At 69.1% G+C, this 26,327-nt stretch carries 22 protein-coding genes; 13 read left to right on the forward strand and 9 right to left on the reverse strand.

Translation table 11 applies throughout. The features are described 5' to 3' along the window. Positions 1–46 precede the first annotated feature (46 nt). The 3 genes from N4R40_RS02800 to N4R40_RS02810 are packed head-to-tail and all read left to right on the forward strand — an operon-like array spanning position 47 to position 2,954. Positions 47–526 carry a hypothetical protein gene (locus N4R40_RS02800; protein WP_261605853.1) on the forward strand — a complete coding sequence of 160 codons (480 nt, stop codon included), beginning with the start codon at positions 47–49 and terminating at the stop codon, positions 524–526. After that, entirely contained in the window at positions 523–1,380 is an 858-nt protein-coding gene (locus tag N4R40_RS02805; RefSeq protein ID WP_261605854.1) for an FAD:protein FMN transferase, read from the forward strand. Before N4R40_RS02800 ends, N4R40_RS02805 begins: the two co-directional genes overlap by 4 nt. Positions 1,381–1,391: 11 nt before the next feature. Then, positions 1,392–2,954: a flavodoxin reductase gene (locus N4R40_RS02810; protein ID WP_261605855.1), complete on the forward strand. Its 1,563-nt coding sequence runs from the start codon at positions 1,392–1,394 to the stop codon at positions 2,952–2,954. Between the two features lie 163 nt (positions 2,955–3,117). On the opposite strand, the gene N4R40_RS02815 is transcribed toward N4R40_RS02810, so the two are convergent. The 3 genes from N4R40_RS02815 to N4R40_RS02825 all read right to left on the reverse strand — a co-directional run bounded on the left by N4R40_RS02815 (position 3,118) and on the right by N4R40_RS02825 (position 6,499). Then, the gene (locus tag N4R40_RS02815) at positions 3,118–4,095 is read right to left on the reverse strand and encodes an endonuclease domain-containing protein (protein WP_261605856.1); all 978 of its coding nucleotides are present in this window, start codon (positions 4,093–4,095) and stop codon (positions 3,118–3,120) included. Between the two features lie 185 nt (positions 4,096–4,280). Beyond that, a complete protein-coding gene (locus N4R40_RS02820) occupies positions 4,281–5,642 on the reverse strand; it encodes a sensor histidine kinase (protein ID WP_261606197.1) in 1,362 nt (453 codons plus the stop codon). A 122-nt stretch (positions 5,643–5,764) separates the two neighbouring features. Further along, positions 5,765–6,499: a response regulator transcription factor gene (locus N4R40_RS02825; protein WP_315902484.1), complete on the reverse strand. Its 735-nt coding sequence runs from the start codon at positions 6,497–6,499 to the stop codon at positions 5,765–5,767. A gap of 195 nt (positions 6,500–6,694) precedes the next feature. Here N4R40_RS02825 and N4R40_RS02830 point away from each other — a divergent pair, with 195 nt between their 5' ends. Genes N4R40_RS02830 through N4R40_RS02840 form a run of 3 tightly spaced genes read left to right on the forward strand, consistent with a single transcriptional unit; the run spans position 6,695 to position 9,946 of the window. Then, positions 6,695–8,149, forward strand: coding sequence for an ABC transporter permease (locus tag N4R40_RS02830; RefSeq protein WP_261605857.1), 1,455 nt, complete (start codon positions 6,695–6,697; stop codon positions 8,147–8,149). 24 nt (positions 8,150–8,173) lie between these two features. Then, positions 8,174–8,899, forward strand: a complete 726-nt coding sequence (locus N4R40_RS02835; protein ID WP_261605858.1) for an ABC transporter ATP-binding protein — start codon at positions 8,174–8,176, stop codon at positions 8,897–8,899. Positions 8,900–8,932: 33 nt separating this feature from the next. After that, a complete protein-coding gene (locus N4R40_RS02840; protein WP_261605859.1) occupies positions 8,933–9,946 on the forward strand; it encodes a magnesium and cobalt transport protein CorA in 1,014 nt (337 codons plus the stop codon). Between the two features lie 36 nt (positions 9,947–9,982). Here the strand turns inward: N4R40_RS02840 and gndA are convergent, their stop codons facing one another. Continuing rightward, positions 9,983–11,455, reverse strand: coding sequence for an NADP-dependent phosphogluconate dehydrogenase (gndA, locus tag N4R40_RS02845; protein WP_261605860.1), 1,473 nt, complete (start codon positions 11,453–11,455; stop codon positions 9,983–9,985). Positions 11,456–11,639: 184 nt separating this feature from the next. On the opposite strand from gndA, the gene N4R40_RS02850 reads away from it, so the two are divergent. Further along, positions 11,640–12,155 (forward strand): gluconokinase, encoded by a 516-nt coding sequence (locus N4R40_RS02850; protein ID WP_261605861.1) that lies wholly within the window; start codon positions 11,640–11,642, stop codon positions 12,153–12,155. An 11-nt stretch (positions 12,156–12,166) separates the two neighbouring features. On the opposite strand, the gene N4R40_RS02855 is transcribed toward N4R40_RS02850, so the two are convergent. Then, positions 12,167–12,289 carry a hypothetical protein gene (locus N4R40_RS02855; RefSeq protein ID WP_261605862.1) on the reverse strand — a complete coding sequence of 41 codons (123 nt, stop codon included), beginning with the start codon at positions 12,287–12,289 and terminating at the stop codon, positions 12,167–12,169. Positions 12,290–12,508: 219 nt separating this feature from the next. Here N4R40_RS02855 and N4R40_RS02860 point away from each other — a divergent pair, with 219 nt between their 5' ends. Beyond that, positions 12,509–13,138, forward strand: a complete 630-nt coding sequence (locus N4R40_RS02860; RefSeq protein ID WP_261605863.1) for a 50S ribosomal protein L25/general stress protein Ctc — start codon at positions 12,509–12,511, stop codon at positions 13,136–13,138. Positions 13,139–13,208: 70 nt separating this feature from the next. Continuing rightward, positions 13,209–13,793: an aminoacyl-tRNA hydrolase gene (gene pth / locus N4R40_RS02865; RefSeq protein ID WP_261605864.1), complete on the forward strand. Its 585-nt coding sequence runs from the start codon at positions 13,209–13,211 to the stop codon at positions 13,791–13,793. 4 nt (positions 13,794–13,797) lie between these two features. On the opposite strand, the gene N4R40_RS02870 is transcribed toward pth, so the two are convergent. After that, on the reverse strand, positions 13,798–14,280 hold the full coding sequence (locus tag N4R40_RS02870; RefSeq protein WP_261605865.1) for a hypothetical protein: 483 nt from the start codon (positions 14,278–14,280) through the stop codon (positions 13,798–13,800). A gap of 68 nt (positions 14,281–14,348) precedes the next feature. On the opposite strand from N4R40_RS02870, the gene mfd reads away from it, so the two are divergent. Continuing rightward, positions 14,349–17,939, forward strand: coding sequence for a transcription-repair coupling factor (gene mfd / locus N4R40_RS02875; RefSeq protein ID WP_261605866.1), 3,591 nt, complete (start codon positions 14,349–14,351; stop codon positions 17,937–17,939). Here mfd and N4R40_RS02880 read toward each other — a convergent pair whose 3' ends face one another. Continuing rightward, complete coding sequence (locus N4R40_RS02880) at positions 17,940–19,367, reverse strand: basic amino acid/polyamine antiporter (RefSeq protein WP_261605867.1); 1,428 nt, start codon at positions 19,365–19,367, stop codon at positions 17,940–17,942. Positions 19,368–19,391: 24 nt separating this feature from the next. Then, complete coding sequence (gene gdhA, locus N4R40_RS02885) at positions 19,392–20,750, reverse strand: NADP-specific glutamate dehydrogenase (protein WP_261605868.1); 1,359 nt, start codon at positions 20,748–20,750, stop codon at positions 19,392–19,394. A gap of 125 nt (positions 20,751–20,875) precedes the next feature. On the opposite strand from gdhA, the gene N4R40_RS02890 reads away from it, so the two are divergent. After that, positions 20,876–21,475, forward strand: a complete 600-nt coding sequence (locus N4R40_RS02890; protein WP_261605869.1) for a gamma carbonic anhydrase family protein — start codon at positions 20,876–20,878, stop codon at positions 21,473–21,475. A 43-nt stretch (positions 21,476–21,518) separates the two neighbouring features. Here N4R40_RS02890 and N4R40_RS02895 read toward each other — a convergent pair whose 3' ends face one another. Next, positions 21,519–24,191: a phosphoenolpyruvate carboxylase gene (locus N4R40_RS02895; protein WP_261605870.1), complete on the reverse strand. Its 2,673-nt coding sequence runs from the start codon at positions 24,189–24,191 to the stop codon at positions 21,519–21,521. A 107-nt stretch (positions 24,192–24,298) separates the two neighbouring features. On the opposite strand from N4R40_RS02895, the gene N4R40_RS02900 reads away from it, so the two are divergent. Both N4R40_RS02900 and N4R40_RS02905 read left to right on the forward strand, forming a co-directional pair. Further along, complete coding sequence (locus N4R40_RS02900) at positions 24,299–25,447, forward strand: Na+/H+ antiporter NhaA (RefSeq protein ID WP_261605871.1); 1,149 nt, start codon at positions 24,299–24,301, stop codon at positions 25,445–25,447. Beyond that, on the forward strand, positions 25,414–26,175 hold the full coding sequence (locus tag N4R40_RS02905; protein WP_261605872.1) for a MazG nucleotide pyrophosphohydrolase domain-containing protein: 762 nt from the start codon (positions 25,414–25,416) through the stop codon (positions 26,173–26,175). Before N4R40_RS02900 ends, N4R40_RS02905 begins: the two co-directional genes overlap by 34 nt. Positions 26,176–26,327 lie beyond the last annotated feature (152 nt).

The raw sequence follows: 26,327 nt of genomic DNA on the forward strand, positions 1-26,327 counted from the left end.
CCTGGTGGAGACAACGCCACACGGGCACCCCAGAAGGAGGACCATCATGATCCGCACCACTGTCGTACCCTCGCACCGCACGCTTCGTACCGGCGCCGCAGCGGCATCCGTCCTCGGAGTCGTCGTCTTGGCCGGCTGTGCCACCACGGCGACGGCGGAAGATTCGGTGGCCACGCCGACGACCGCTCCCGCCGAAACCGGATCGACCGGCTCGGCCACCACCGGCGGCTACACCAACGGCACCTACACGGAAGACGGCACCTACGTCGATGGGGGCGGCGTGGCCGAAACCGTCACGGTGACGATCACGCTCGCCGACGACATCGTGACGGCGGTCGAGGTCGCCGGCGACGCGGCGAGCCCGCAGTCGCGGCAGTACCAGGAGCAGTTCATCGGAGGTATCAGCGAGGTCGTCGTCGGTCAGGAGATCGACGCGCTCGAGGTGAGCCGTGTCGCCGGGTCGTCGCTCACGAGCGGCGGGTTCAACGACGCCCTCGAGAAGATCAAGGCCGACGCCGCCGCATGACCGCAGCGGGCGCGTGGACCCTCGACGCGATCGGTACCCGCTGGCAGATCGTGACGCCCGTCCCCGCGGGCGACGCCGTGCGCGAGCGGGTGAGCGCCGTCATCGAGACGTTCGATCGGGAGTGGTCGCGTTTTCGCCCCGATTCGCTCGTGGCGACCCTGAGCGGCGGCGGCCGGGTCACGGCACCTGCGGATGCCGCGGAGATGCTCGACATGTATCTCGCGCTGTCCCGGGCGACCGGCGGGGCGGTCAACCCGCTCGTCGGCGGGAGCCTCGCGCGCCGCGGATACGATGCCGCCTTCTCGCTCATCGACGGGGGAGCGGCCCCGGCGCCGGCGGCCTGGCAGGACCTCCTGGCGTGGGAGGGCGGCATCCTCAGCCTGGCCGAACCTGCCGTGATCGATGTCGGGGCGCTCGGCAAGGGGCGCCTCGTCGACCTCGTCGCGGCGGCACTCGGCGACGGACCCGCCGTCGTGGATGCCGGCGGAGACATCCGCGTGCGCGGGCGCATCGAGCGCATCGCGCTCGAGCATCCGTACGACGCAGCGACCGCGATCGGCGTGTGGGAGATCGCTGACGGGGCGCTGTGCGCCTCGGCCACCAACCGGCGCGCCTGGGGGGACGGGCTCCATCATGTGCTCGACGCCCGCACCGGGCAGCCCGTCCGCACGGTCGCCGCCACCTGGGCAGCAGCACCGACCGCGATGATCGCCGACGCCGTCGCGACCGCGCTGTTCTTCGACGGGGGCACGGCCCTCGCGCACGAGCGGGGCGTCGAATGGGTGCGCATGCTCAGCGACGGCCGTGTCGAGTGGTCACCCGGGTGCTCGGCAGATCTCTTCCTCCAGCGATAGTTTGGATCGTGATGACTCGACTGACCGCCCTCTGGAATCGACTGCTCGCCGTGGTCGGCCGCGTGTCGATGTACCGCCTCGTCTTGGTTTCGCTCGGCATCCTCACGGCGGTCTCGCTCGTGCTCGCTCTGTTCGACCAGGTCGCGCCCTCCGCTCCGGCGCTGCTGGCGACCTTCGTTGTGCTCAACGTTGCGTGCGTCGCCGTCGACGCGCTCGGCCAGCGCCTCACCGGGCGGATCTGGCGCATCGAGTCGTCCCTCATCACGGCCGGGATCCTCCTGTTCGTCCTGTACCCGACCGTCGAACCGCTGGGGCTCGTGGGGGTGGCGGTTGCCGGCGTGCTGGCGTCGGCATCCAAATACGTGATCGCCTGGCGCGGCCGGCACATCCTCAACCCGGCAGCTTTCGGTGCGATGGCGCTGTCGGTCATCACGGTCTCCAGTGGGGCCTACGGGCTCGGCGCGGCTGGCTGGTGGGTCGGCGCTCCCGCCCTCGCGCTGCCGGTGATCGTGCTCGGCTTCCTCGTCGTCGCGCGTGCCGACAAGCTGCGGCCGGTGCTGCTGTTCCTCGCGATCGCGCTGCCGGTGAACCTCGTGCGCGTCGCCCTCGCGTACAGCGGCGCGGGCGTCGCCGTCGATATCGGCACGATCATCTCGACCGTGCTCTGGTCGTCGCCGTTCTTCTTCCTCGCCGCGTTCATGTTCTCCGAGCCGCTCACGCAGCCGCCGCGCCGCTGGCAGCAGTACATCGTCGCGATCGTCGTGGGGGTCCTCGCGGGCGCTCCACTGACGATCGGTTCACTCACGCTCGGACCCGAAGCAGCCGTCGTGATCGGCAACCTGGTCGCGTTCGGATTCGCCTACGCGACCCGCGCGCGACTGCGGTTGACGTTCCTGCAGCGGGAGTCGCTGACCCCGAGCGTCGAGGAGCTCTCCTTCCGCGCGAGCCGGATGCTGCGATTCGAGGCCGGCCAGTACCTGGAGCTCGAAGTGCCCCACGCGCACGCCGATGCGCGCGGCACGCGCCGGGAGTTCAGCATCGTCTCGGCACCCGAAGAACTGCCCGTCGTGAAGATCGCGATGCGGCGCGGATCGCAGTCGACCTACAAGCAGGCACTCGCCGAGATCGAGCCGGGCCGCGAGCTGTCCGTCTCCGGCATCTGGGGTGATTTCGTGTTGCCGCGCCATACCGACACGCCCGTCCTGCTCGTCGCTGCCGGCATCGGGGTGACCCCGTTCGTCTCTCAGCTACGGCATCTGCGGATGTCGGGCGGCGCGCGCGACGTCGTCTTCGTCTACGTCGCCTCGGGCGCCGAAGAGCTCGCATTCCGCGACGACCTGGAGCGCGCCGGCATCCCGGTCATCATTTTCACGCGCGACGAGCCGAGCGACCTGCCCGCGCACTGGCGCTGGGCGGAGGGGGTGCGTTTGGATGCCGAGGGCCTGCACCGCGTGGTCCCCGACCTCGAATCGCGCCACGCCTTTATCTCGGGTCCTCCGGGTCTCATCGCCGACCTTGCTCCCGCGCTCGAGAAAGCCCACGGGCTGACGACGGACGCGTTCTCCGGCTACTGAGCGCTCCCGATCGAGGGGTCGCAATCTGCGGGCCTCGTCGCTCGGGCGGGGCAGATCGCGCCCCCTGCGTGCGGCGCGCGCCGTCGAGGGGACCCGATGTGCCCCGTGTGGGGGTGCAGGTGGGCAGATCGCGCCCCCTGGATGCCGCGGCGTGCCGCGAAGGCTAGCCGGTCCAGCCGTGCCGGCGCAGTGCAGACGCGACGGATTCCGCCGCGCGCGGGTGGGCGCCGCGGATGTGAGCAGCCGTCACGCGGATGACCTCCCAGCCGAGCGCTGTGAGCGCGGCGTGTTTCTCGATGTCGCGCTCCCACTGCATCCGACTGGTGCGATGGTGATCGCCTTCGACCTCGGCGATCGTGTGGAACTCGGGATACGCCGCATCGACGATTCCGATCAGAGCGCCGGACGGGTGTCGGATCTCCACGTCCAGCACAGGTTCGGGGAGGCCCGCGGCAGCCGCGAGCAGTCGGTAGTCGGTCTCGAGCACGGACATGCTGCCGACGCGCACATCGGCGAGCGCCGCGGCCAGCCGCGCGCGGTTTTTCCGCCCGGGAGCGTTCGTCGCGCCAACAAGCTGCTCGATCGACGCGAGCTGCTGATCCGGAATCGGGCGACCTCGGTGATCGCGGGGGATGCGCACGATGGCGTCTCCGAGCGCGACGAGGTCGCGGTGCGACAGCTCACCGCCGAGCATCGCAAACGTCGCTGCGGGGCTCGTCAGCCGGATGCCGCCGCAGACACGCACGCTCGTCAGGTGCGGGGCGAGCTTCCTGCCGCGGATGCCGGGCCTGCGTGGAGCGCGGTGCGGCGAGCGCACCGCGGCCTCCAGCCGCTCGCCGTGGACGCAGGGCAGCCCCCAGACCACTGCGGCGGACCGCCCCGCGAGGAAGGTGTGGTCCGGCGCAACCGCGAAATATGCCCGCGCTTGGTCGAGAACGTGCTCGCGCTGAATGCGGTCACGAGCGAGCGGCTCCGTGAGGTCGACGGTGACAGGCGGCGTCCGCCGCCGGCGCATGCCATGGAACGGTGCGTCGAGGTCTGCGGCACGCATCCGTCCCGGGGAGTGACCGAGCGCCAACGCTGTGCCGACCCGGAATACCGGCGCGAGTTCGACGTGCAGGGGAGCGGGGAGTTGAGGCATCCCTCGATCGTGCGCGCCGGGCTGCGTCGCCGGCCCTCCTGCCTCGCGATCAGTGGACAACCACGCAGATCTCTGTGCGGGGGAGGAGAAGTGACGCTCAGCGCAGCCAGGATGCGGGGGACCCGATGTGCGGGTTCAGCTCCGGCGGGTGGGCAGATCGCGCCCCCTCGGGCCCCGGGCGCCGGTCAGCACGCCGGGGTCTCAGGCCGCGCGGGCAGCCGCATCTCGAAGACCGTGGCGCCGGGTTCGCTTTCCACCGACAGCGTGCCGTCGTGCGCCGTCGCGATCGCCTTCGCGATCGACAGACCGAGCCCGGTGCCGCCGGTCTGGCGGGCGCGGGACGAGTCGGCGCGCGCGAAGCGCTCGAAGAGTTCGTCCGCAACCGCGGGGTCGATGCCGGGCCCGTCGTCGGCCACACGGACCACGGCGTCGCCGTCCTCGATCCGCACGGTCGTGGTCACGCGGGTGCCCTCAGGCGTGTGCACGCGGGCGTTGGCGAGGAGGTTCGCCATGACCTGGTGGAGCCGCGCGCCATCTCCCGCCACGATGACGGGTTCTTCGCCCACCTCGATGATCCACTCGTGATCCGGTCCCGCCGCCTGTGCGTCGGCGACCGAGTCGACGGCGACGCGCGTGAGATCGACGGCACCGTAGACGAGCTCCTTGCCCTCGTCGAGGCGCGCCAGCAGCAGGAGGTCCTCGACGAGAGTCGTCATCCGCAGCGATGCGGCCTGAATCCGCTCCAGCCCGTGCTGGGAGTGTTGCGCGCCGGCTTCGATCTGTGCCGTCGTCGCGCCTTCGCCGCCGCCGAGGCTCAGCGCCTTCAGCGACAGCTCGGAGTAGCCGCGGATCGCGGCCAGGGGCGTGCGGAGCTCATGGCTCGCATCGGCGACGAACGCCCGCATCCGCTCCTCGTTGCGCTGACGCGCCGCCAACGAGGTGTCGACGTGGTCGAGCAGGGTGTTCAGCGCCGCGCCGACTCGGCCGATCTCGTCCGAGGCGTCGGCTTCGGATGCCGGGACGCGCTCGCTGATGGTGACATCTCCCGAATCGAGCGGCTGGGCTGCGACCCGCGCCGCCGTGTCGGCGACGGAGCGGAGGGGCTTCAGTGAGCGACGGATCACGATCGCGATCACGGCGGCGAGCACCAGCAGGCCACCCAGCGTCAGGAGCGTCACCGTCGTGAGGATCTGCGCGACCGTGGAGCTGAGCTCGGACGTCGGCATCCCGACGATGTAGTAGAGGTACCCGGTCGCGCCCTGCAGCTTGACGCGGTACTCGCCCAGGCCGGCGACGGAGACCGTTCCCCAGCCGCCGGGGTCGACGCTGCCGACGAGGCTGGAGGTTTCCGTGTCGGTCAGCGCGACGACACCGCCGGACTGGTCGATGTAGGCCCCGCTCCTGCCGTCGTAGGACTGCATGACGAGGAGAGTGCCGACCTCCTGTCGGCCGTTGTCGAGCACCGAGGCGGCCGTGCGGGAGCTGTTCGGCAGGAAGAGGATGCGACTGGATGCCGACGTCACTTGCGCATCGAGGTTCGTCCGCATGATCTGACCGAGGATCGTGCCGGTCGCGAGCCCCACGGCGATGAGGATCAGGGCGACGAGGGAGACGACCGTGACGATCAGGCGGGTCTGCAGGCTCCACCGTCGACGCGGGCGGGGGTCGATCACTGCGGTGCTTTGATCATGTAGCCGACGCCGCGCACCGTGTGGATGAGCGGGTCCCGGCCGGCGTCGATCTTCTTGCGCAGGTACGAAATGTAGAGCTCGACGACCGACGAGCGTCCACCGAAGTCGTAGTTCCAGACGCGGTCGAGGATCTGCGCCTTCGAGACCACGCGCCGCTGATTGCGCATGAGGAAGCGCAGGAGTTCGAACTCCGTCGCGGTCAGTTCGATCTCGACTCCGTCGCGCTCGACTTCGTGGGAATCCTCGTTGAGCGTCAATGCGCCGACCCGCAGAATCGGGTCGGACCCACCCGCCGTGGCGTTGCCCGCGCGGCGCATGAGGCCGCGGAGGCGTGCGACCACTTCTTCGAGGCTGAACGGCTTCGTGACATAGTCGTCACCGCCCGCCGTGAGGCCGGCAACGCGGTCGGAGACCGCATCCTTCGCGGTCAGGAACAGCACGGGGACGTCGTTGCCGGAGTGCCGCAGTCGCTGCAGCACCGCCATACCGTCGAGGTCCGGCATCATGATGTCGAGGACGAGCGCGTCGGGATCGAACTCGCGTGCCACGGTCAAGGCGTCGAAGCCCGACCCGGCGGTGCGGACCTCCCAGCCTTCCATCCGCAGGGCCATCGACAACAGGTCGGTCAACATCTGCTCATCGTCCACGACCAGCACGCGCAAGGGTGATCCGTCGGGACGGTGCAGGGCGGGAGCGGCGGGGAGAGCGGTCATGCCCCTATTGTCGCGGCCTATCTGTGAAGCGCCTATGGCTGTGCCTATGCAGAGCCTATGAATCAGATCACAGGGGATGCCGTGGTCGGACGGTACACGCATAGCAAACTGCTCAGCACGCCTGGGTTCTCGCATCATCCGGCCTTCTAGCTTCATCGATGTCGCCGCAAACCGCGCGACGCATGAAGGAGACCCATGTACTGGACATACTTGCGCCGAGAGCTCTCCGGTCGCACCAAACAGACCGCGATCGTGGCCACCGGCCTCGCGATCGCCGTTGCTCTCGTCATCATCGTCAACGCGCTCTCGGCCGGTGTGGGTGCCGCCCAGACGCAGGCCCTGGCATCCGTCTACGGCGTCGGTACGGACCTGACCGTGACCGGCGCGCAGGCGCAACCGGGTGAAGGCGAGCGCGGCGGACCCCAATTCGACTTCGATGCCGAGGCGGGGACGACCGCGGAGGACGGCACGACGACACTCGACCAGTCCCAGCTCACGACCGAGCGGGGGCGCACCACGCTGGATGCGTCAACGCTCGAGACCGTCAGCGCTGTCGACGGGGTGTCCTCGGCGACGGGCGCGTTGAGCCTGGAGAACACGACGTTCTCCGGTGAACTCCCGCAGCGGCCGACGACCGAGGGTACGACTCCGGATCAGCAGATGCCCCCGGCGGACGGCGCGGAAGGCGGATTCGGCGGCGGATCCTTCGGGGTCGACGCAACGTCGGTGCTGGGTATCGACCCCACCGATGTCACGGTCGGACCGCTGTCGTCGGTAACGGTCGCAGACGGGCGTGCACTCGCGTCCGCGGATGCGGGGACCTTCGTCGCGGTCCTCGATTCGACGTATGCTGCCGGCGCCGATCTCGCGGTCGGCGACACGATCGACCTCGGGGGACAGGACCTCGAGGTGGTCGGGATCGTGTCCTCGTCGTCGGCGTCCGCCGATACTGCCGCGAACGTGTACATCCCGCTCGATGTCGCACAGGAGCTCTCCGGAGCGGGCGACGTGATCTCCACCGTGTACGTGCAGGCCTCCTCGAGCGACGCGATCGCGTCGGTGCAGATCGCGCTCCAAGACGCGCTCCCGGATGCGACCGTCAGCTCGCAGTCCGAGCTCGCCGCGACCGTGTCGGGCTCGCTGGCCAGTGCGGGAGCGCTCATCACGAGTCTCGGCACCTGGCTCTCGATCATCGTGCTCGCCGTCGCGGTGGCCCTCGCGGTCCTCTTCACCATCTCGGGTATTTCGCGCCGCACGCGCGAGCTCGGCACGCTCAAGGCGATCGGCTGGTCCAACTCCCGCGTCGTCGGACAGGTCGCCGGCGAATCCGTCGTCCAGGCTCTCCTCGGCGGCGTGATCGGCGTGCTCTTAGGGGTCGCCGGCGCGACGGCGATCACGCTGTTGTCGCCCACGATCTCGTCGACGCCCGCCACGACTCTGGGAGGTCCGGGCGGCGCAGGCATGCCGGCCGGACGCTTCGGCCAGGCCGCAGAGGCAGCCACGGACATCGTGCTGAGCGCGCCACTGTCGCTCTGGATCGTCGTCGCCGCGTTGTTGCTCGCCGTGGCCGGCGGTCTGATCGCCGGTGCTTTCGGCGGCTGGCGAGCCGCCCGACTCAGCCCCGCCGAAGCGCTCCGCGCCATCGGCTGACCCGACTCTCAAAGGAGAAGCACCATGACCATCATCGAACCGATCGTGGCGGATGCCGCGGCTATCCCCACTCCCGCGGCCTATCGCCTTGCGGGGGTCACGAAGACCTACACACAAAAGGAGCGGGTGATCCGGGCGCTCGCCGGCGTCGACGTCGAGATCGCCCAGGGCGACTTCGTCACGATCCAGGGCCCGACCGGCGGTGGCAAATCGACGCTGCTCCAACTGCTGGGTGCCCTCGATCAGCCGACCGTGGGGCATATCCTGATCGGCGAGACGGATCTGGCCACCGCGACCGCTCGCGACCTCGAGCGCGTCCGTGCGATCGAGATCGGTTTCGTCTTCCAGGCGTTCAATCTCATCCCGACGCTGACCGCGGCGGAGAACGTCGACATGGGCCTCGAGCCGCTCCGGCTCGCCAAAGACGAGCGGGCCGCGCGGGTGACCGAGGCGCTCGAGCGCGTCGATTTGGCCGATCGCGGCGACCACCGTCCGGGAGAGCTCTCCGGCGGTCAGCAGCAGCGGGTCGCGATCGCGCGGGCGATCGCGAAGCGGCCGCGGGTGCTGTTGGCGGATGAGCCGACCGGCAACCTCGACGAATCGATGCGTGATGAGATCCTCGCGGTTCTGGAAGCGCTGAACGCGGAGGGGCTGACACTCGTGGTCGTCACCCACGACTCCGCCGTCGCGAACCGTGCGCGGCGGCGCCTGCGGCTCGACCAGGGCAGCGTACGGGACATCACGCGGTGACAGTGCGACCATGCTGCCGCATAGTGTTGCAGCATGGTCGCCTTCCACACCGTCGTGTACGTCGATGGGAAACCCGCTCTCACCGACGCGTCGCCCACCGAGGCGCTCGCCGAGGCGCGGGCCCGGGACGGGCTCGCCTGGATCGGGGTGACCGGCGCGACCGATGACGAGGTGCGGGCGCTCGGATCCGAGTTCGGGCTCAACCGGCTCGGCGTCCTGGAGGCGCTCCGCGGGCACCAGCGGTCGAAATTCGAGCAGTACGGCGATGACTTGTTCCTCGTCCTCCAGCCCGCGCGCTACGACGACGCGTCCGAGACGGTCCAGTGCGACGAAGTGGACGTGTTCGTGTCCGAGCAACTCGTCGTCGCGATCACACGGACGGCGCAGGTCGATCTGAAGCAGGCCCGTGCGCGATTGGAGAAGCATCCGGAGATCTTCGCCAACGGCTCACTCGGCGTCGTGTGGGTGATCACGGAATTCGTCACGCGGGGGTACCGCACAGTGCTCGACGGCGTGGAGAACGACATCGATGAGATCGAGGAAGAGCTGTTCGGCGAGCGGCCGGACGTCTCCCACCGCATCTTCGGCTTGCAGCGCGAAGTGATCGACCTGCAGCATGCCACCGCGCCGCTGCCGGACATCCTCGATCGCCTGCGGGAGCTCTCCGTGCAGCGCAACAGCCACCTGGGGGAGTCCGCTTTCCGGGAAGTGACCGACCGCGCCCGGTACGTGGATGGCCGCGTTTCCGGGTTTCGGCAGACGCTCGACAGTGCGCTCAGCATCCACGCGACCATGGTCGAGCAGCGCCGCAACGAGCAGATGAAGGACATGACCGAGACCAGCCTGCAGCAGAACGAGCAGGTCAAGAAGATCTCATCGTGGGCAGCCATCGGCTTCGCGCCCACGCTGATCGCCGGGATCTACGGCATGAACTTCCGAGCGATGCCCGAGCTCGATTGGGCCTTCGGCTATCCGTTCGCGATCGGTCTGATGCTCGCGGTGAGCGTCGGCCTGTACGTCGTCTTCAAGAAGAACGACTGGCTGTGACCAGATGGCCCCCGAGGGTATCGGAGGCCATCGGGGTCAGTGCGTGTCTTCGGCTTCGATCTCGGTGCGGTCGCCCGACCACAGCGTGTGGAACGTGCCCGGCTTGTCGGTGCGGCGATACGTGTGCGCACCGAAGAAGTCGCGCTGTCCCTGGATCAGGGCAGCGGGCAGGCGCTCCGCGCGCAGACCGTCGTAGTACGCCAGCGACGAGCTGAAGGCGGGGGCCGGGATGCCGGCGCCCGCGGCGATCTGCACGATGTCGCGCCAGGCGGCCTGGGCCCGCCCCAGCGCCTCGACGAAGTACGGCGCGCTCAGGAGGACCGGCAGTTCCGGTTCGGCGGCGTAGGCGTCGGCGATGCGGTTCAGGAACTGCGCGCGGATGATGCAGCCGCCACGCCAGATCCGGCTGATCGCGCCGAGGTCGATGGTCCAGCCGTACTGCGCGGCGCCGGCGCGGATCTCGTCGAATCCCTGCGAGTAGGCCACGATCTTCGACGCATAGAGCGCGAGGCGCACCTGCTCGATGAAGGCATCGGCATCCGGAACGGTGAAGGCGTCATCGGACGGGCCCGGGAGGGCACCGGACACATCACGCTGTTCGCGGTGGCTCGACAGCGACCGCGCAAAAGTGGCCTCGGCGATGCCGGAAACCGGTACCCCCAGGTCGAGCGCGGTCTGTACAGTCCAGGCACCCGTGCCCTTGGCGCCGGCCTCGTCGACGATGACGTCGACGAGCGGCCGGCCGGTCGCAGCGTCGTTCTGACGCAGGACCTCGGCGGTGATCTCGATCAGGTAGCTCTCGAGCTCACCACGGTTCCACTCGGCGAACACATCGGCGATTTCGGCGGGCGTCTTGCCCGTGCCGCGACGGATCAGGTCGTACGCCTCGGCGATCAGCTGCATGTCGGCGTACTCGATGCCGTTGTGCACCATCTTGACGAAGTGTCCGGCGCCGTCGTGACCGACGTGCGTGACACACGGCTCACCCTCGGCGACCGCCGCGATCGAGCGGAGGATCGGGCCGAGCGTGACCCACGCCTCGTCCGGGCCACCGGGCATGAGCGACGGGCCGAGCAGTGCGCCCTCTTCGCCACCCGAGACGCCCATGCCGACGAAATTGAAGCCGGCCTCGCGGACCGCCTTCTCACGACGGATGGTGTCGGTGAACAGCGAGTTACCGCCGTCGATGATGATGTCGCCCGGTTCGAAGACGCGCATGAGTTCGTCGATCACCGCGTCGGTCGGCCCACCGGCCTTGACCATGATGATCGCGGTGCGCGGCTTCTGCAGTGCGGCGGCGAATTCCTCGTACGTCGAGGCCGGGACAAACCCGGCTTCAGGGTGCTCGGTGACGAGCGTCTCGGTCTTCTCGTAGGAGCGGTTGAACACGGCGACCGTGTTGCCTTCGCGGCTGGCGAGATTGCGAGCGAGATTCGATCCCATCACCGCGAGTCCTACGACTCCGATGTTGGCGGTGGGCGAAACGGATGCGGTGGACGCGTCGGGCACGACGAACTCCTCAGGGGTGAGTCGGGGATTCCCCTTCAGCGTAGTCGGATGCGAAGGACCGAGTGCGGCGGTGCGACGCTGTGCGTCACTGGAGCGGCGCTATCCTCGAGGCGATGTCCTCCTCGAACCGGCTTCCGCTCTGCCCGACACCCTCGACCGCACGCGCGGTGGAGGAGGGTCGGCGATGAGGTGGCGGCGGAGTGCACCGGTCGTGCGCATCGTGATCATGGGTCCGAGTGGTTCGGGAAAGTCGCTGGTCGGTGCGGCGCTCGCGGCGCGCGTGCACGCCCGCTTCCTGGACGGAGACGATCTGCATCCGTCCACCAGCATCGCCAAGATGCGCAGTGGCACGCCTCTCACCGACGGAGATCGTGAACCCTGGCTCGACGCGGTCGGCCTCGCGCTCGCGCGCGAGACGACGTCGATCGTCGTGGCCTGTTCCGCTCTTCGTCGCGCGTATCGCGATCGCATCCGTCGCGCGTCGGCGGATGCCGTCTTCGTCGAACTCGTCGTCGACGCACCCGAATTGAGCCAGCGGATGTCCCGCCGCGATCACTTCATGCCGACGGCGCTCCTGGACTCGCAATTGGCCACTCTGGAACCCCTCGCACAGGATGAGACCGGGTTTCGTGTCGCGAACGACGCCGACTTGCAATCGGTCGTCGACCGCATCGTCGATCTCCTGAACCGCGCGCCCTGAGGCGATCGCCGTCAGTCCTTGCGGTAGCCCGATCGTCCCATCGACCAGAGCGCACCCGCGGCGCCGAGGACCGCGCACACCGACATGGCGCCGATGATCCACATCAGCGCGTGTGAGAGCCAGCCGTAGTCCATGGGAGCCTCCGTCGGGGCAGATCAGCGGTGCGTCGGATCGTGACGTGCCCATCGTAGCGGGCTGGTAGAGTGGGATCTGTACTTCGGCGAGGGATGCTTCACGCATCCGTGATCGACGCGGTGATGTGCTCTTGGGAAACCCTGGCCTTCCTCACGCGTGTGCGTTCGAGTCGAAACCACAGACCCATACCTGGGCTTTACGCCCGCAAGGAGAACATCATGTCCACTGAGACCGACACCAAGGTCGTCGCCGAGGTTCGCGAGAACTTCGGCAAGGGCTTCGCCCGCCGCCTGCGCGCCGCCGGCAAGATCCCGGCCGTCATCTACGGCCACGGCACCGACCCCGTGCACGTCGCGCTGCCCGGCCACCAGATCGCCCTGCTGATCCGCCGTGCCAACGTCGTGCTCGAGCTCGATGTCGAGGGCAAGCAGCAGCTCACCCTGGTCAAGGACGTCCAGAAGGACCCCGTACACCAGATCATCGAGCACATCGACCTCCTCGTCGTGAAGAAGGGCGAGAAGGTCCAGGTCGACATTCACGTCGTCGTCATCGGTGAGCCGGCCGCCGGTACCGTCCTCAACCTCGACAACACCACGGTGTCCCTCGAGGTCGAGGCCACGCACATCCCGCAGAGCGTCGAGGTCAACGTCGAGGGCCTCGAGGACGGCGCACGCATCACCGCCGCCGACCTCACGCTCCCCAAGGGCGCCGCGCTCATCACCGACCCTGAGACGCTCATCGTCGCGGTCGGCGTGCCGTCGAACACTGCCGCTGACGAGATCGAGGCTGCCGACGAGGCCGCCGCCGAGGAGCAGTCGGGCGAAGCAGCCGTCGAGGCCGCCGAGTAAGGACGATCCACGCGCGAAGCCCGTCCCCACCGACACTGGTGCGGGCGGGCTTCGTCGTCGAGAGGGAGACATGGCAGACACGTGGCTGGTCGTGGGGCTGGGAAATCCAGGCCCCCGATACGAGTCGACCCGTCACAACGTCGGACAGATGGTGATTGATGAGCTGGCGGCCCGGCGCAGCGAGACGTTGCGCGCGCACAAGGCCCAGGCCCACGTCGCCGAGACGTGGTTGCGTCCGGGCGGGGCCAAGCTCGTGCTCGCCAAGCCCAACTCGTTCATGAACGTGTCGGGCGGCCCGGTGTCCGCACTCGCGCAGTTCTACAGTGTCCCGGCGGAGCGCGTGATCGTCGTGCACGATGAACTCGACATCCCGTTCGACGCGATCAAACTGAAGGTCGGCGGCGGGCACGGCGGGCACAACGGCGTTCGCGACGTCGCGAAGGCGCTGGGTACTCCGGAGTTCGCCCGCGTCCGTGTCGGCGTGGGCCGTCCGCCGGGACGCCAGGATCCGGCCGACTGGGTCCTCGATCCGTTCGGCACCGCCGAGCGCAAGGAGCTGCCGCTTCTTCTCGCCGAGGCGGCGGATGCGGTGGAACTCGTCGTCGGCGAGGGCCTTCTCTCGGCGCAGCAGCGCTTTCACGCGCCGCGGCCGTAAGGGTTCAGGCGGCGCCGGTGCCGATGCCGGTGATGACGGCGACGCCGACGATGACAGCGAACAGCACCGGGCCGAGGGCGGCGAGGATGACCGCGGCGATGCCCGGACCCCGTCCGCGCCGTGAGGCGATCGCGACGATGCCCTGCACGAGCGCCCAGATTCCGAGGGCCGTGCCCGCCCAGAATCCGATTTCAGCCCACAGCACGAGCCCGCGCACCGGGCTGAGCACGCCGAGCAACTGCGCGTTGGACAGATTCTCCAGACCCTCGGGAGAGAGGGCGAGTGCATCGGTCATCGCGCCGACGGCGGCCGGGAAGGCCGTGACGGCGCTCAGGATGCTGGCTCCCGCCACGGCGAGGACGGCGATGACCAGCGCGATCGACCCGAGTCGCGACGAGCGCTCCCTCACGTCGGGCGCGGCCATCGGTGCCGGGAAGACCGGGTACGCGCGCGGTGTGTTCGGCTGCGCAGGGGGGTTCTCGCTCACGGCCCCATCCTAGGCACGGCCGAGAGCGGCACCGGAGCGTGTCGGTGGGACGTGCGTAGACTCATCCGGTGACAGTTTCCGGGATCGTGCGCGCCCTCGTGCAGGCAGAATCGTTCCAGAACGCGCATGCCGCGGCCCTCACCGACGCCGACTTCTCGGTCGTTGCTGGGCTCGACGCTCCCGTTCTGGCCGCATTGCTCGAGCGCCGCGTTGCGGCCGGACACCCGGCCGTCCTCCTCGCGATCGCCCCGACCGGTCGGCGCGCGGAGAGCCTCGGTGATGCGCTGTCCGCTCTCGTCCCGACGGCCTCCGTCGTGCACTTCCCCGCGTGGGAAACGCTCCCGCACGAACGGCTGAGTCCCAGTGCCGAAACGGTCGGGCGGCGACTGGAAGTGCTTCGCCTGCTCGCCGAGTTCTCGGGCGATGCCCCCCTGATCGTGACGGCATCCATCCGCAGCGCCTTGCAGCCGGTCGCGGCCGGTCTGACCGCCGCCGGCGTGCTCGAGCTGCGGACCGGGAGCCGGGGCACCGAGCTCGACACGGTCGTGCGACGCCTCGTCGAGCTCGCCTATCTGCGCGTGGACATGGTGTCGCGCCGCGGAGAGTTCGCCGTCCGCGGCGGCATCATGGATGTCTTCCCGCCCGCCGCCGAGCATCCTTATCGTGTCGAGTTCTTCGGCGACGAAGTCGAGCAGATCCGCGCGTTCTCGGTCGCCGATCAACGCTCCCTCCCGGGAGAAATCGACCATGTGACACTTCTCCCGAGTCGCGAGCTCCTGCTCACGCCGGAGGTGCGCGCGCGCGCCGCCGACCTGATGCCGCGGTTCCCGGGGCTGCGCACGATGCTCGAGAAGATGAGCGCCGGCATCCCGGTGGAGGGGATGGAGTCGCTCCTGCCGGCGGTCGCCGATGCGGTCGTCCCGCTCGTGGACTACTTCCCGCGTGGGACCGCGGCCGCGGTCGTCGACCCCGAGCGGTCGGTCACGCGTGCGATCACCCTCGGTGAGACGAATCGTGAGTTCCTCGAGGCGGCGTGGAGCGCCGCGACGGCCGGTGCCGACATGCCGGTCGACCTCGGGTCGGGTGACTTCCTCACGTTGCCCGAGCTGCATGCGGCCACGGGCGAGCGCGGCGGCCGGTGGTGGACGCTCAGCACGTTCGATTCCGGTGCGGCGGATGCCGCGGCCGAAGGCCTCATCGAAAGCTCGGTCGTGCGTATCCCGGCGATACCCGTGCCGTCGTTCCACGGCAATGTCGAGGGCGCGACCGCCCACGTCGGCGAACTCATCGCCGACGGATGGCGGGTGATCGTGGCGGCGTCGGGTGTCGGCCTCGTCGACCGTGCGCGGGATGTCCTGGCCGAGCGCGGGATCACCGCGCGTGCGACCGATCGCCTCGACGCGGCCCCCGAGCCGGGCGTCGCCGTCTGCGTCGTGGCGAATCTGGAGAGCGGCTTCGAGCTCCTGGATGCGCGTCTGGCGGTGCTGACGGAGAGCGAGTTCTACGGCCGGACGATCGGCGCTGACGGCCGGGTCGTCAAGAAGCTCGCGTCCCGTCGTCGGAATGTCGTCGACCCGCTGCAGCTGAAGACCGGGGACGTCGTCGTCCACGCGACGCACGGCATCGGTCGCTTCGTCGAGCTCGTTCAGCGCGAAGTCTCCACCGGCGGTCGCAACGCGGTCAAGACCACCCGCGAGTACCTCGTGCTCGAGTATGCGCCGTCCAAGCGCGGACATCCCGGCGACAAGCTCTTCGTGCCCACCGACCAGCTCGACCTGTTGAGCAAGTACGTCGGGGGCGAGGCGCCCGTGCTCTCCAAGATGGGCGGAAGCGACTGGGCAGCCGCGAAGGGCAAGGCCCGTAAGGCCGTGCGCGACATCGCAGTCGAGCTCGTCAAGCTCTACTCCGCGCGCATGTCGGCGAAGGGCTACGCTTTCGGGCCCGACACCCCGTGGCAGCGCGAGCTGGAAGAAGCGTTCCCATTCGCCGAGACGCTCGACCAGTTGCAGACGATCGATGAGATCAAAGCCGACATGGAGAAGCCGATCCCGATGGACCGCTTGCTGTCCGGCGACGTCGGGTTCGGTAAGACCGAGGTCGCTGTGCGCGCGGCGTTCAAAGCGATCCAGGAGGGAAAGCAGGTCGCGATGCTCGTCCCGACGACCCTGCTCGTCAAACAGCACCTCGAGACGTTCCAAGAGCGCTTCGCCGGGTTCCCGGTTCAGGTGCGTGCGCTCTCCCGCTTCCAGAGCGACAAAGAGGCGCGCGACACGCTCGCCGGGCTCCTCGACGGCAAAGTCGACATGGTGATCGGGACGCACCGCATCCTCACCGACACCATCGTCTTCAAGGACCTCGGCCTGATGATCATCGACGAGGAGCAGCGCTTCGGTGTCGAACACAAAGATGCGCTGAAGAAAATGAAGACCAATGTCGACATCCTCGCGATGAGTGCGACACCGATTCCGCGGACGCTCGAGATGGCGGTCACCGGCATCCGCGAGATGTCGACCCTCGCGACCCCGCCCGAGGACCGGCATCCGATCCTCACGTATGTCGGACCTCGCAGCGACAAGCAGATCGCCGCCGCGATTCGTCGGGAACTCCTGCGTGAAGGTCAGATCTTCTTCGTCCACAACCGCGTGCAATCCATTCAACGCGTGGCCGCGCAGCTGGCCGAGCTCGTCCCTGAGGCCCGCGTTGCTGTCGCGCACGGCCAGATGGGGGAGCACGCCCTGGAAGAAGTCGTCGACGGCTTCTGGGAGCGCAAGTTCGATGTCTTGGTCTCGACGACGATCATCGAAACGGGCCTGGACATCTCCAACGCCAACACGATCATCATCGACCGCGCCGACAAGTACGGACTGAGTCAGCTGCACCAGCTGCGCGGTCGTGTCGGTCGAGGTCGGGAGCGGGCGTACGCCTACTTCCTCTACGACGAGATGAAGCCGCTGTCGGAAACGGCTGCCGATCGTCTGGAGACGATCGCGGTCAACAACGACCTGGGGTCGGGCATGCAGGTCGCGCTGAAGGACCTCGAGATCCGCGGCGCCGGCAACCTCCTCGGAGCCGAGCAGGCCGGTCACATCGCCGGCGTCGGGTTCGACCTGTACCTGCGGATGATCGGTGAGGCCGTCGCGACGTTCCGTGGCGAAGACGTCGAAGGCCCGGCCGAACTCCGCCTCGAATTGCCGGTGGATGCCCGCATTCCGGACGCCTACATCGACAGCGAACGCCTGCGGCTCGAGGCCTACCAGAAGCTGTCGGCCGCGGCATCCGCGACCGCCAAGGACGACGCACTCGACCTCGTCGCGGAAGAGCTCACCGACCGCTACGGCACACCGCCGGTGGAGGTGGAGGGGCTGTTCGCGATCGCGCGTCTGCGCCGACGCGCGGCACTGTCCGGCCTCTCGGATGTCGTCGCGATGGGGCCGAATCTGCGCGTCGTCCCGGCTCCGACGGCCGACTCGCTGCGCGTGCGCCTCCAGCGGCTGTACCCGAAGTCGAAGGTGCTCGCGGGCGGCGAAGCCATGATCGTGCCGCTGCCGTCGGCGGGTGGCGAACGTCTCGCCGACGCCGACCTCATCGCGTGGGTGCGGCAGTTGCTCGACCAGCTCTTCCCGCTGCCGGTCGCCGCCGACGCCGACAAGCTCGGCTGATCAGACCGTGATCGTGCCGTTGCTGAGCATCACGACAGCGGCGATCGCCCCCGCCAGCGCGGCGGCGAAGATCACCCATTCGCCGGCCGTGAAGACGCGGGCGGCGGCCGCGCGACGAGCCAGCGCGAACAGGGCGGTTCCCGGGACGAGGATCAGCATCGCCAGCAGCACATACTCGCCGCCCGCGGCATAGAGCAGGAACGCGGTGTAGAGGGTCGCGAGCGCGGCCACGATCACCGCGCCGATCGCCCGGCGACCCGAGGCCGCGCGCGCATCGCGGAACGCGACGCGGAGCCCGAAGCCGGCCGTGAGGAAGTAGGGGATGAGCGCGAGCGCGCTCGTGAGGTTCAGGGCGACGTCGAATGCGTTGTTCGCGAACAGCACGACCACCATGAGGACTTGGACGAGCACGGTCGACATCGTGAGGGCCCCGACCGGCACGTCCTTCGCGTTCGTGCGGGCGAACACCGCCGGCAGGTCGCCGTCGCGCGCCGCGACGAGCAGCACCTCGGCGGCCATGAGCGTCCAGGACAGGTATGCCCCGAGCACGGCGATGATGAGCGAGACCCCGACGAACACGGCGCCCCACGGCCCGACGACCTCGGCGAGCACGCCCGCGATCGACGGTTGCGGAAGAGCCGCGATCTCCTCGCGCGGCAGGATGCCGAAGGACACGATCGTCACGGATACGAAGATCGCGAGCACACTGAGGTAGCCGAGCACCGTCGCGCGGCCGATGTCGCGGCGGCCGCGCGCGTGCCGAGAGTAGGCGCTGGCGCCCTCGATGCCGATGAACGCGAACACCGTGACGAGGAGCGTTCCGCGTACCTGGTCGAACAGCGGAATCGTCGCGTCACCGGTGAGGTTGTCCGCGAAGACCGCGGGATCCAGGGCGAACACGCATAAGAAGATGAAGACGACGATCGGCAGCACCTTCGCGACGCTGACGATCCGGTTGACGGCGGCGGCCTCGCGTGTGCCGCGGCGCACCAGGAGGAAGAAGACCCAGAGACCCATGGAGGACACGGCCACGGCGAGCGGGGTGTCGCCTTCGCCCAGTGTCGGGGCGATCGCCCCGACCGTCGACATGATGAAGACCCAGTAGAAGACGTTGCCCGCGCACGCGCTCGCCCAGTACCCGAACGCGGAGAGGAAACCCAGATAGCGACCGAAGCCGGCGCGTGCGTACGAGTAGACCCCGGCATCCAGGTCGGGACGCCGCAGCGCGAGGCGCTGGAAGACGAGCGCCAGCAGGAACATCCCGGTACCGGCGAGGGTCCACGCGATCAGCGAGCCGGCGACGCCGGTCTCCGCAGCGAATGTACCGGGGAGCGAGAAGACGCCGGCACCGATCATCGAGCCGACGACGAACGTCGACAACGTGAGGGTCGAGACCTTCGTCACCGGTGCGGTGGTCGGTGCTGCCATCGGCGGAGCCTTCTGGGATGGTGTCTAGATCACGCCTTGCGCGAGCATCGCGTGCGCGACGCGCTCGAAGCCCGTGATGTTCGCTCCCGCAACATAGTCGCCGGGGCGCCCGTAGCGCTCCGCTGCCTCGAACGTGGAACGGTGGATGTCCGCCATGATCGCACGGAGCTTTGCTTCACTGTCGTCGAAGCTCCAGCGCTGGCGCGCCGCATTCTGGCTCATCTCGAGTGCCGAGGTTGCGACACCGCCGGCATTGGCGGCCTTGCCCGGACCGAAGAGCACGCCGGCTTCCTGCAGCGCCGCCACCGCACCGGGGGTCGAGGGCATGTTGGCGCCCTCGGAGACCGCGATGACCCCGTTCGCAATGAGCGTTCGCGCATCGTCGACGTCGAGCTCGTTCTGCGTCGCGGACGGGATGGCGACATCCACCGCGACCTCCCACGGCGTTCCGCCTTCGACGAAGCGGGCGGAAGGCCGCTCGCGTGCGTAGTCGGAGATGCGTGCGCGCCGCACTTCCTTGAGCTCCCGCAGCAGGGCGAGGTCGATGCCGGCGTCGTCGACGATGTATCCCGATGAGTCGGATGCCGTCACGGGCGTGGCGCCGAGCTGCCGAGCCTTGTCGATCGCGTATGTGGCGACGTTCCCCGAGCCGGAGATCGCGACCCGCTTGCCGGCGAGCGAGTCGCCGCGCACGGCCAGCATCTCTTCGGCGAAGAACACCGCGCCGTAGCCCGTCGCCTCGGTGCGCACCTCCGCGCCGCCCCATTGCACGCCCTTGCCGGTGAACATGCCCGACTCGTGGCGGTTGGTGACCTTGCGGTATTGGCCGAACAAGAAGCCGATCTCCCGGGCGCCGACGCCGATATCGCCAGCCGGCACGTCCGTGTGCTCCCCGAGGTGCCGGTACAGCTCGTTCATGAACGACTGGCAGAAGCGCATGATCTCGGCGTTCGACCGCCCGTGCGGGTCGAAGTCGCTGCCGCCTTTCGCGCCGCCGATGCCCTGGCCGGTCAGCGCGTTCTTGAAGATCTGCTCGAACCCGAGGAACTTGACGATCGAGAGGTTCACGCTGGGGTGGAAGCGCAGACCGCCCTTGTACGGGCCGAGGACGGAGGAGAACTGGATGCGGTAGCCGCGGTTCACGCGCACCTGACCGGCGTCATCGATCCACGGCACACGGAACATGATCTGCCGCTCGGGCTCGACCAGGCGCTCGACGATGCCACCCGCGACGAACTCGGGGTGCGATTCGAGGACGGGGGCGATGGAGTGCAGCACCTCGTGGACGGCCTGCTGGAACTCGGGCTCGCGTGGGTTGCGCAGCTGCACCGTGTCGAACACGGAGCGGACAGCGTCGGGGAGCGGAGCGAGGGTTTCGGACACGGTGGAGCTTTCTGGCCGATGAGTGGGGCACGGCCGACTCGCGGCCTGTTTCACCCTACCCGCGGGTGAGAGGGCACTCGACGCATGTTGCAGAGGCGGCCTACGCTGGCGTGCAGGAGGCCACCATGCAGTTCGAGCACCTGGGCGCCCAGCCCCGTATCCATCCGGATGCCGTCGTCGCACCCACCGCCGTGATCTCCGGTGATGTGACGATCGGCGCGGGATGTCAGATCCTGCACGGCGCGGTCATCACGGCCGAAGGGGGCCCCGTCACCCTCGCCGAGAACACCATCGTGATGGAGAACGCGCTCATCCGCGCGAGCGCGACGCATCCCGCCCATCTCGGCGCGCATGTGCTGGTCGGGCCGATGGCGAGTGTGTCGGGGGCCAGCGTCGCCGACGAGGTGTTCCTCGCGACCGGCACGCGGGTCTTCAACGGTGCGCGGATCGGTGAGCGGTGCGAGATCCGCATCAACGCGGTCGTGCATCTGCGGACGGTCCTGCCGCCGGACACCGTCGTGCCGATCGGCTGGATCGCTGTCGGCGATCCTGCCCAGGTGCTGTCGCCGGATCGTCACGAGGAGATCTGGGCGCTGCAGAAGGAGCTGGACTTTCCCGGTTACGTTTTCGGACTCGACCGCGACACCCCGGACCTCATGGTCCAACTCACCGATCGCTACGGCGCCGCGCTCGCGCGCCACGCGCACGACCGCCGCGCCGACTGACCGTCGCGCCGCGAGACTCCCGTCTCACGGGTGGATGCCGGGGTCACCCGGTGTTCTGGAGGCCGGCGGCCACGCCGCTGACGGAGAGCAGCAGCAGGCGCTGCCACTCGGGCGGGGCGTCGGAGGCCGACTCGCCGGTGCGCAGCACGCGGAGGGCACGGAGCTGCAGTAGCGAGAGTGCATCGACGTAGGGACTGCGCATCTTGACCGCACGCTGGAGCACCGGCTTGTTGGCGAGCAGGCCCTCGCCGCCGGTGATCTTGATGACCCAGTCCTGCGTGAGGAGCATCTCGTCCATCACGAGTGTCGCCAGGTCATCGCGGTCGCCGAGATCCAGGTAACGCTGGGCGATGCGTGCGTCGGCTTTTGCCAGGCTCATCCCGACGTTGTCGATGACCGTCCGGAAGAGCGGCCACTCGGCGTAGGCGCTCCGCAGCAGGTCTTCGTCGCCGACCGCGTCGAGCGCCGTACCGAGCCCGAACCAGCCGGCCAGGTTGATGCGGGCTTGCGACCAGGCGAACACCCACGGGATCGCGCGGAGGTCTTCGAGCGACTCGACCGAGAGTCCCCGGCGGGCGGGGCGCGACCCGAGGGCCAGCAGACCGATCTCTTCCATCGGGGTGACGGTGGCGAACCACTGTGCGAAGCCCTCGTTCTTCACGAGCGAGAAGAACCGCTCGCGCGAGGCCGTATCCATCGTCGCCGCGACGGGGGCGAAGCGTTCGGCGGCGGCACGGTTGCGCTGCTCGATCGAGGGGGCGGATGCCAGGAGCACGGCGGCCGCGACCTGGTCGATGTGGCGCATCGCGATCGCAGGATCGCCGTAGCGCGCGAAGATGACCTCGCCTTGTTCGGTCAGCTTGAAGCGGCCGTCCACCGAGTGCGGCGGCTGCGCGAGGATCGCCGAGTTGGCAGGGCCCCCGCCACGACCGAGCGCGCCGCCGCGGCCGTGGAAGAGCGTGAGGTGGATGCCGGCATCCTGCGCCCATGCCGCGATCAACGCCTGCGCTTCGTACAGGGCGAGGTTGGCGGCGACCGGGCCGACGTCCTTCGAGGAGTCGGAATAGCCGAGCATGACCTCGAGGCGACGGTCGGTCGCGTCGAGCCGGGCGGCGAAATCGGGATGGCTGACGATCTCCGCCATGATGCCGGGGGCTGCCTGCAGATCGGCGAACGTCTCGAACAGCGGGATGACGTCGAGCACCGGCGCGGTGCCGCCCGGTCCGACGGCGAACCCGGCCAACTCGTGCACGGTCGCCAGGTCCGCGGCGGACTGCGTGAACGACACGATGTAGCGACCGGCGGCGCGCGGGCCGTACCGGCGCTGGATCTGCGCGATCGTGCGGAAGACCTCGAGGACTTCTTCGGCCTGGGTGCTGAGCGGTCCACCCGCGCGGCACTCCTCGAGGACCTTGGCGTGCACGGCGGAGTGCTGACGCACTTCGAGCTCGGCCAGGTGGAACCCGAACGTCTCGACCTGCCACATCAGCTGCTGCAGGTGCCCGTATGCCTGGCGCGGCGCGCCGGCGGCCACGAGGGAGTCCTGCACGGTGCGCAGGTCCGCCAGGAGGTCCACGGGGTCGCGGTAGGCGAGGTCGGCGTCGCGGCGTCGGGTCGCGCCGATGCGGCGTGTCAGCAGGAGCATGACGCGCTTGTGGGGCTCACCCTTCGCGCGCTTCGCGACATCGGCGGCACCGTCTTCATCCGCAGCGGCGAGACGCTGCGCGAGCGCCGTCAGGGCCTCGCTCGGGGGCGTCGTATCGGCGTCCAGCGTCAGGGTCTTCGCGATGCGATCGCCCGAGCTTTCCAGGCCCAGCAGAATGTGCTCTGCGGCGATGGATGCCGCCTTCTTCGTCACGGTCGCCGTCACGAACGGGTTGCCGTCGCGGTCCCCGCCGACCCACGTTCCGAGGCGCACGAACGGCCGGACGACGGGTGCCCGACCACCCGCAGCTGGGCCCTGCAGCGCGTCGTCGACGCGCCGGTAGACGTGCGGGACAGCGGTGTAGAGCGTCTCGTCGAAGACGGCCATGATCGCGCGCACTTCGTCGACCGGAGTCGGCTTCTCCGCCCGCAGTGGCGCCGTGCGCCACAGCGTGTCGATCTCCTCGAGCATGCGCCGCTGCGCACGGCGCTCATCGGCGCCGCCGCGAAGAGACGCGTCGTTCTCGCCGAGGAGGGTGACGAGCCGTCGGATGCTGGTGGACACCGCGCGCCGGCGCGCTTCGGTGGGGTGGGCCGTGAAGACGGGGTGGAAGCGCATGCTCTGCAGGCGCTTGAGCGCCGTGTCATCGCCGACCTCGGCGGACAGCTGCACGAAGGCGGCCGCGACCGAGTCGGTGACATCCTCCTTCTCGGGCCGGCCGTCGCGTTCGCGCAACACGCGCACACGCTGGTGCTCCTCGGCGAGGTTCACGAGGTGGAAGTACACCGTGAAGGCGCGTGCGACTTCGTCGGCACGTTCGACCGAGAACGACTCGGCGATCGCCGCGGCGCGTTCGAATGCTTCGGGGGAGTCGTCGGTGTAGGCCGCGATGGTCGCTTGGCGGAGACGTTCGACGTCGTCGTACAGACCGGGGGAGCCGCTTTCGCGCAGGACGCGGCCGAGCAGCGAGCCGAGCATGCGCACGTCGGCGCGCATCTGCTCGGGCAGCTCCTGCTCGGCGTCGCCGCGGCCGACGAGGTCGATGGCTTCGGTGCGGGTGAGTTCGCGCATCCCCCCACGCTAATGGGCCGGTGTTACATGCATGTCACGGGTAGAATCGCTCGGGGTGTGCCGGGAAGTCTGGTCGGCGTTCGTGTCTCCGACCCCGAAAGGTGCCCATGGCACTCCTGCGCTCCGCACGATTCCCCGCCGTCCTCCTCCTTCTCGCTGCGGCGCTGGGGCTCGTGCTGGCGAACTCTCCCGCGGCCCCGGCCGCCTTCGCGATCGCCGATGCGCACGTGGGGGTGCCCGGCATCATCGACCTGTCGGTCCGCCATTGGATTTCGGACGGCCTGCTGGCGATCTTCTTCTTCGCGGCCGCGATCGAGTTGCAGTACGAACTCACGACGGGTCAGCTGAACTCCGCCACACGCGCTGTGCTGCCCGCGCTCGCCGCCGCCGGCGGCGTGATCATCCCCGTCGCGGTGTACCTCCTGGTGGCGGGCGGATCGGATGCCGCGTCGGGCTGGCCGATCCCGACCGCGACCGACATCGCGTTCGCGCTCGGAGTGCTCGCGGTGTTCGGTCGGGGGTTGCCGTCCACGGTCCGGGTGTTCCTCCTGGCTCTCGCGATCCTCGATGACATCGTCGGGATCGTCTTCATTGCGGTCCTGTTCACGTCGGACGTGAACTTCGGCATGATGCTGCTCGCACTCGTGTTCGTCGTGATCTTCGCGGTCTGCAGTCGACTCGTCGACACGCGCGGAGGCCGGTGGGCGGTCGCCGGGATGGTCCTCTCCGGAATCGGTACCTGGTACGCGGTACACGAATCGGGCGTGCACGCGACGATCGCGGGCGTCGTGCTCGGACTCGTCATGGCACAGCAGCCCGCGCTTCGCGTGCGCCACGAGATCGAACCGTGGGTCAACGCGATCGTGCTGCCCCTGTTCGCATTGGTGGCCGCGCTCGTCGTGATCCCGCAGGTGTCGGCCAGCGAGTTGTCCCCGGCGTTCTGGGGTGTGCTGCTCGCGCTTCCGGTCGGGAAGCTCATCGGCATCGCCGGTGCGGGGTGGATCGCGCAACGTCTGCTGCGGGTTCCGTCGGCACAGGCATTGCCGTTCGGCGACCTGCTCGCGGCGGGGGCCTTGGGCGGCATCGGCTTCACCGTCTCGCTCCTGCTGTCGGAGCTGGCCTTCGCGGACGCCCCCGGCATCCGGGATCAGGCGACACTCGGCGTGCTGGCCGGTTCGGGTATCTCGCTGATTCTGGCCGCCGGGCTCGTATCCTGGCGGGCATGGCATCATCGACGGGTCCTGCAGGCGAGCTGAGCGAGGCGGATGCCCTCCGCGCCGCAGCCGACACGATGGCCGCGGTGCGCGCGCGGTGTGTGTGGTCGCAACAGATCACGCACGCCGATCTCGTCCCGTACCTCGTAGAGGAGAGCGCCGAGCTGATCGATGCTGTGGAGGTCGGAACGCGCGCCGACCTCCGCGAGGAGCTCGGTGATCTTCTGTGGCAGGTGCTCTTCCATGCGGCGATCGCCGCCGAGGATCCCGACGACCCGTTCGACATCGATGACGTCGCCGCGACGCTGTCCGAGAAGATGATCCGACGGCATCCCCACGTCTTCGCGGATGCCGTCGCCACGACGCCCGAAGAAGTCCTCGTCCACTGGAACGCCGCGAAGGCCGCCGAAAAGCACACCCGGCGCTCCGTACTCGACGGCATTTCCCCGCACATGCCGTCCCTCTCCCTCGCCCAGAAGCTCCTCGGCCGTGCCTCCACGCTGGTGACCCCGCCGTCTGCCTCGGCCCCCACCCCGTCGGCGAGACACCCTCTGCGCACCGAGACACCGGCAGCGGAACGGAGTCTCGGTGCAGCGGTGGTGTCTCGCGGCAGCGGGGGCTGGAGCGGGGCGCAGAGCGAAGAGGAGCTCGGCGAGGTGCTGCTCGAGGCCGTCGGGGCAGCGCGCGAGCGGGGCTGGGATGCCGAGCGCGCCCTGCGGGGGGCGATCCGCCGCCTCGAGGGCGAGATCCGCGCGGCCGAAGCCGGCTGACGGCGAGGGTACTCGAGCCCTGGCGTTCACAACTCCGGAGATCGTGCACCCAGCAGCTCCAATCCGGTGACAGGCGCCCGCCGTGGACCGAATCTCCGGAGTTGTGAACCGCAGGCCCGGGATACCGCCGCGCAGCGACCGGCGGTCGACCT

This window comes from Microbacterium memoriense (genome assembly GCF_025398275.1).
Classification (GTDB): domain Bacteria; phylum Actinomycetota; class Actinomycetes; order Actinomycetales; family Microbacteriaceae; genus Microbacterium; species Microbacterium memoriense.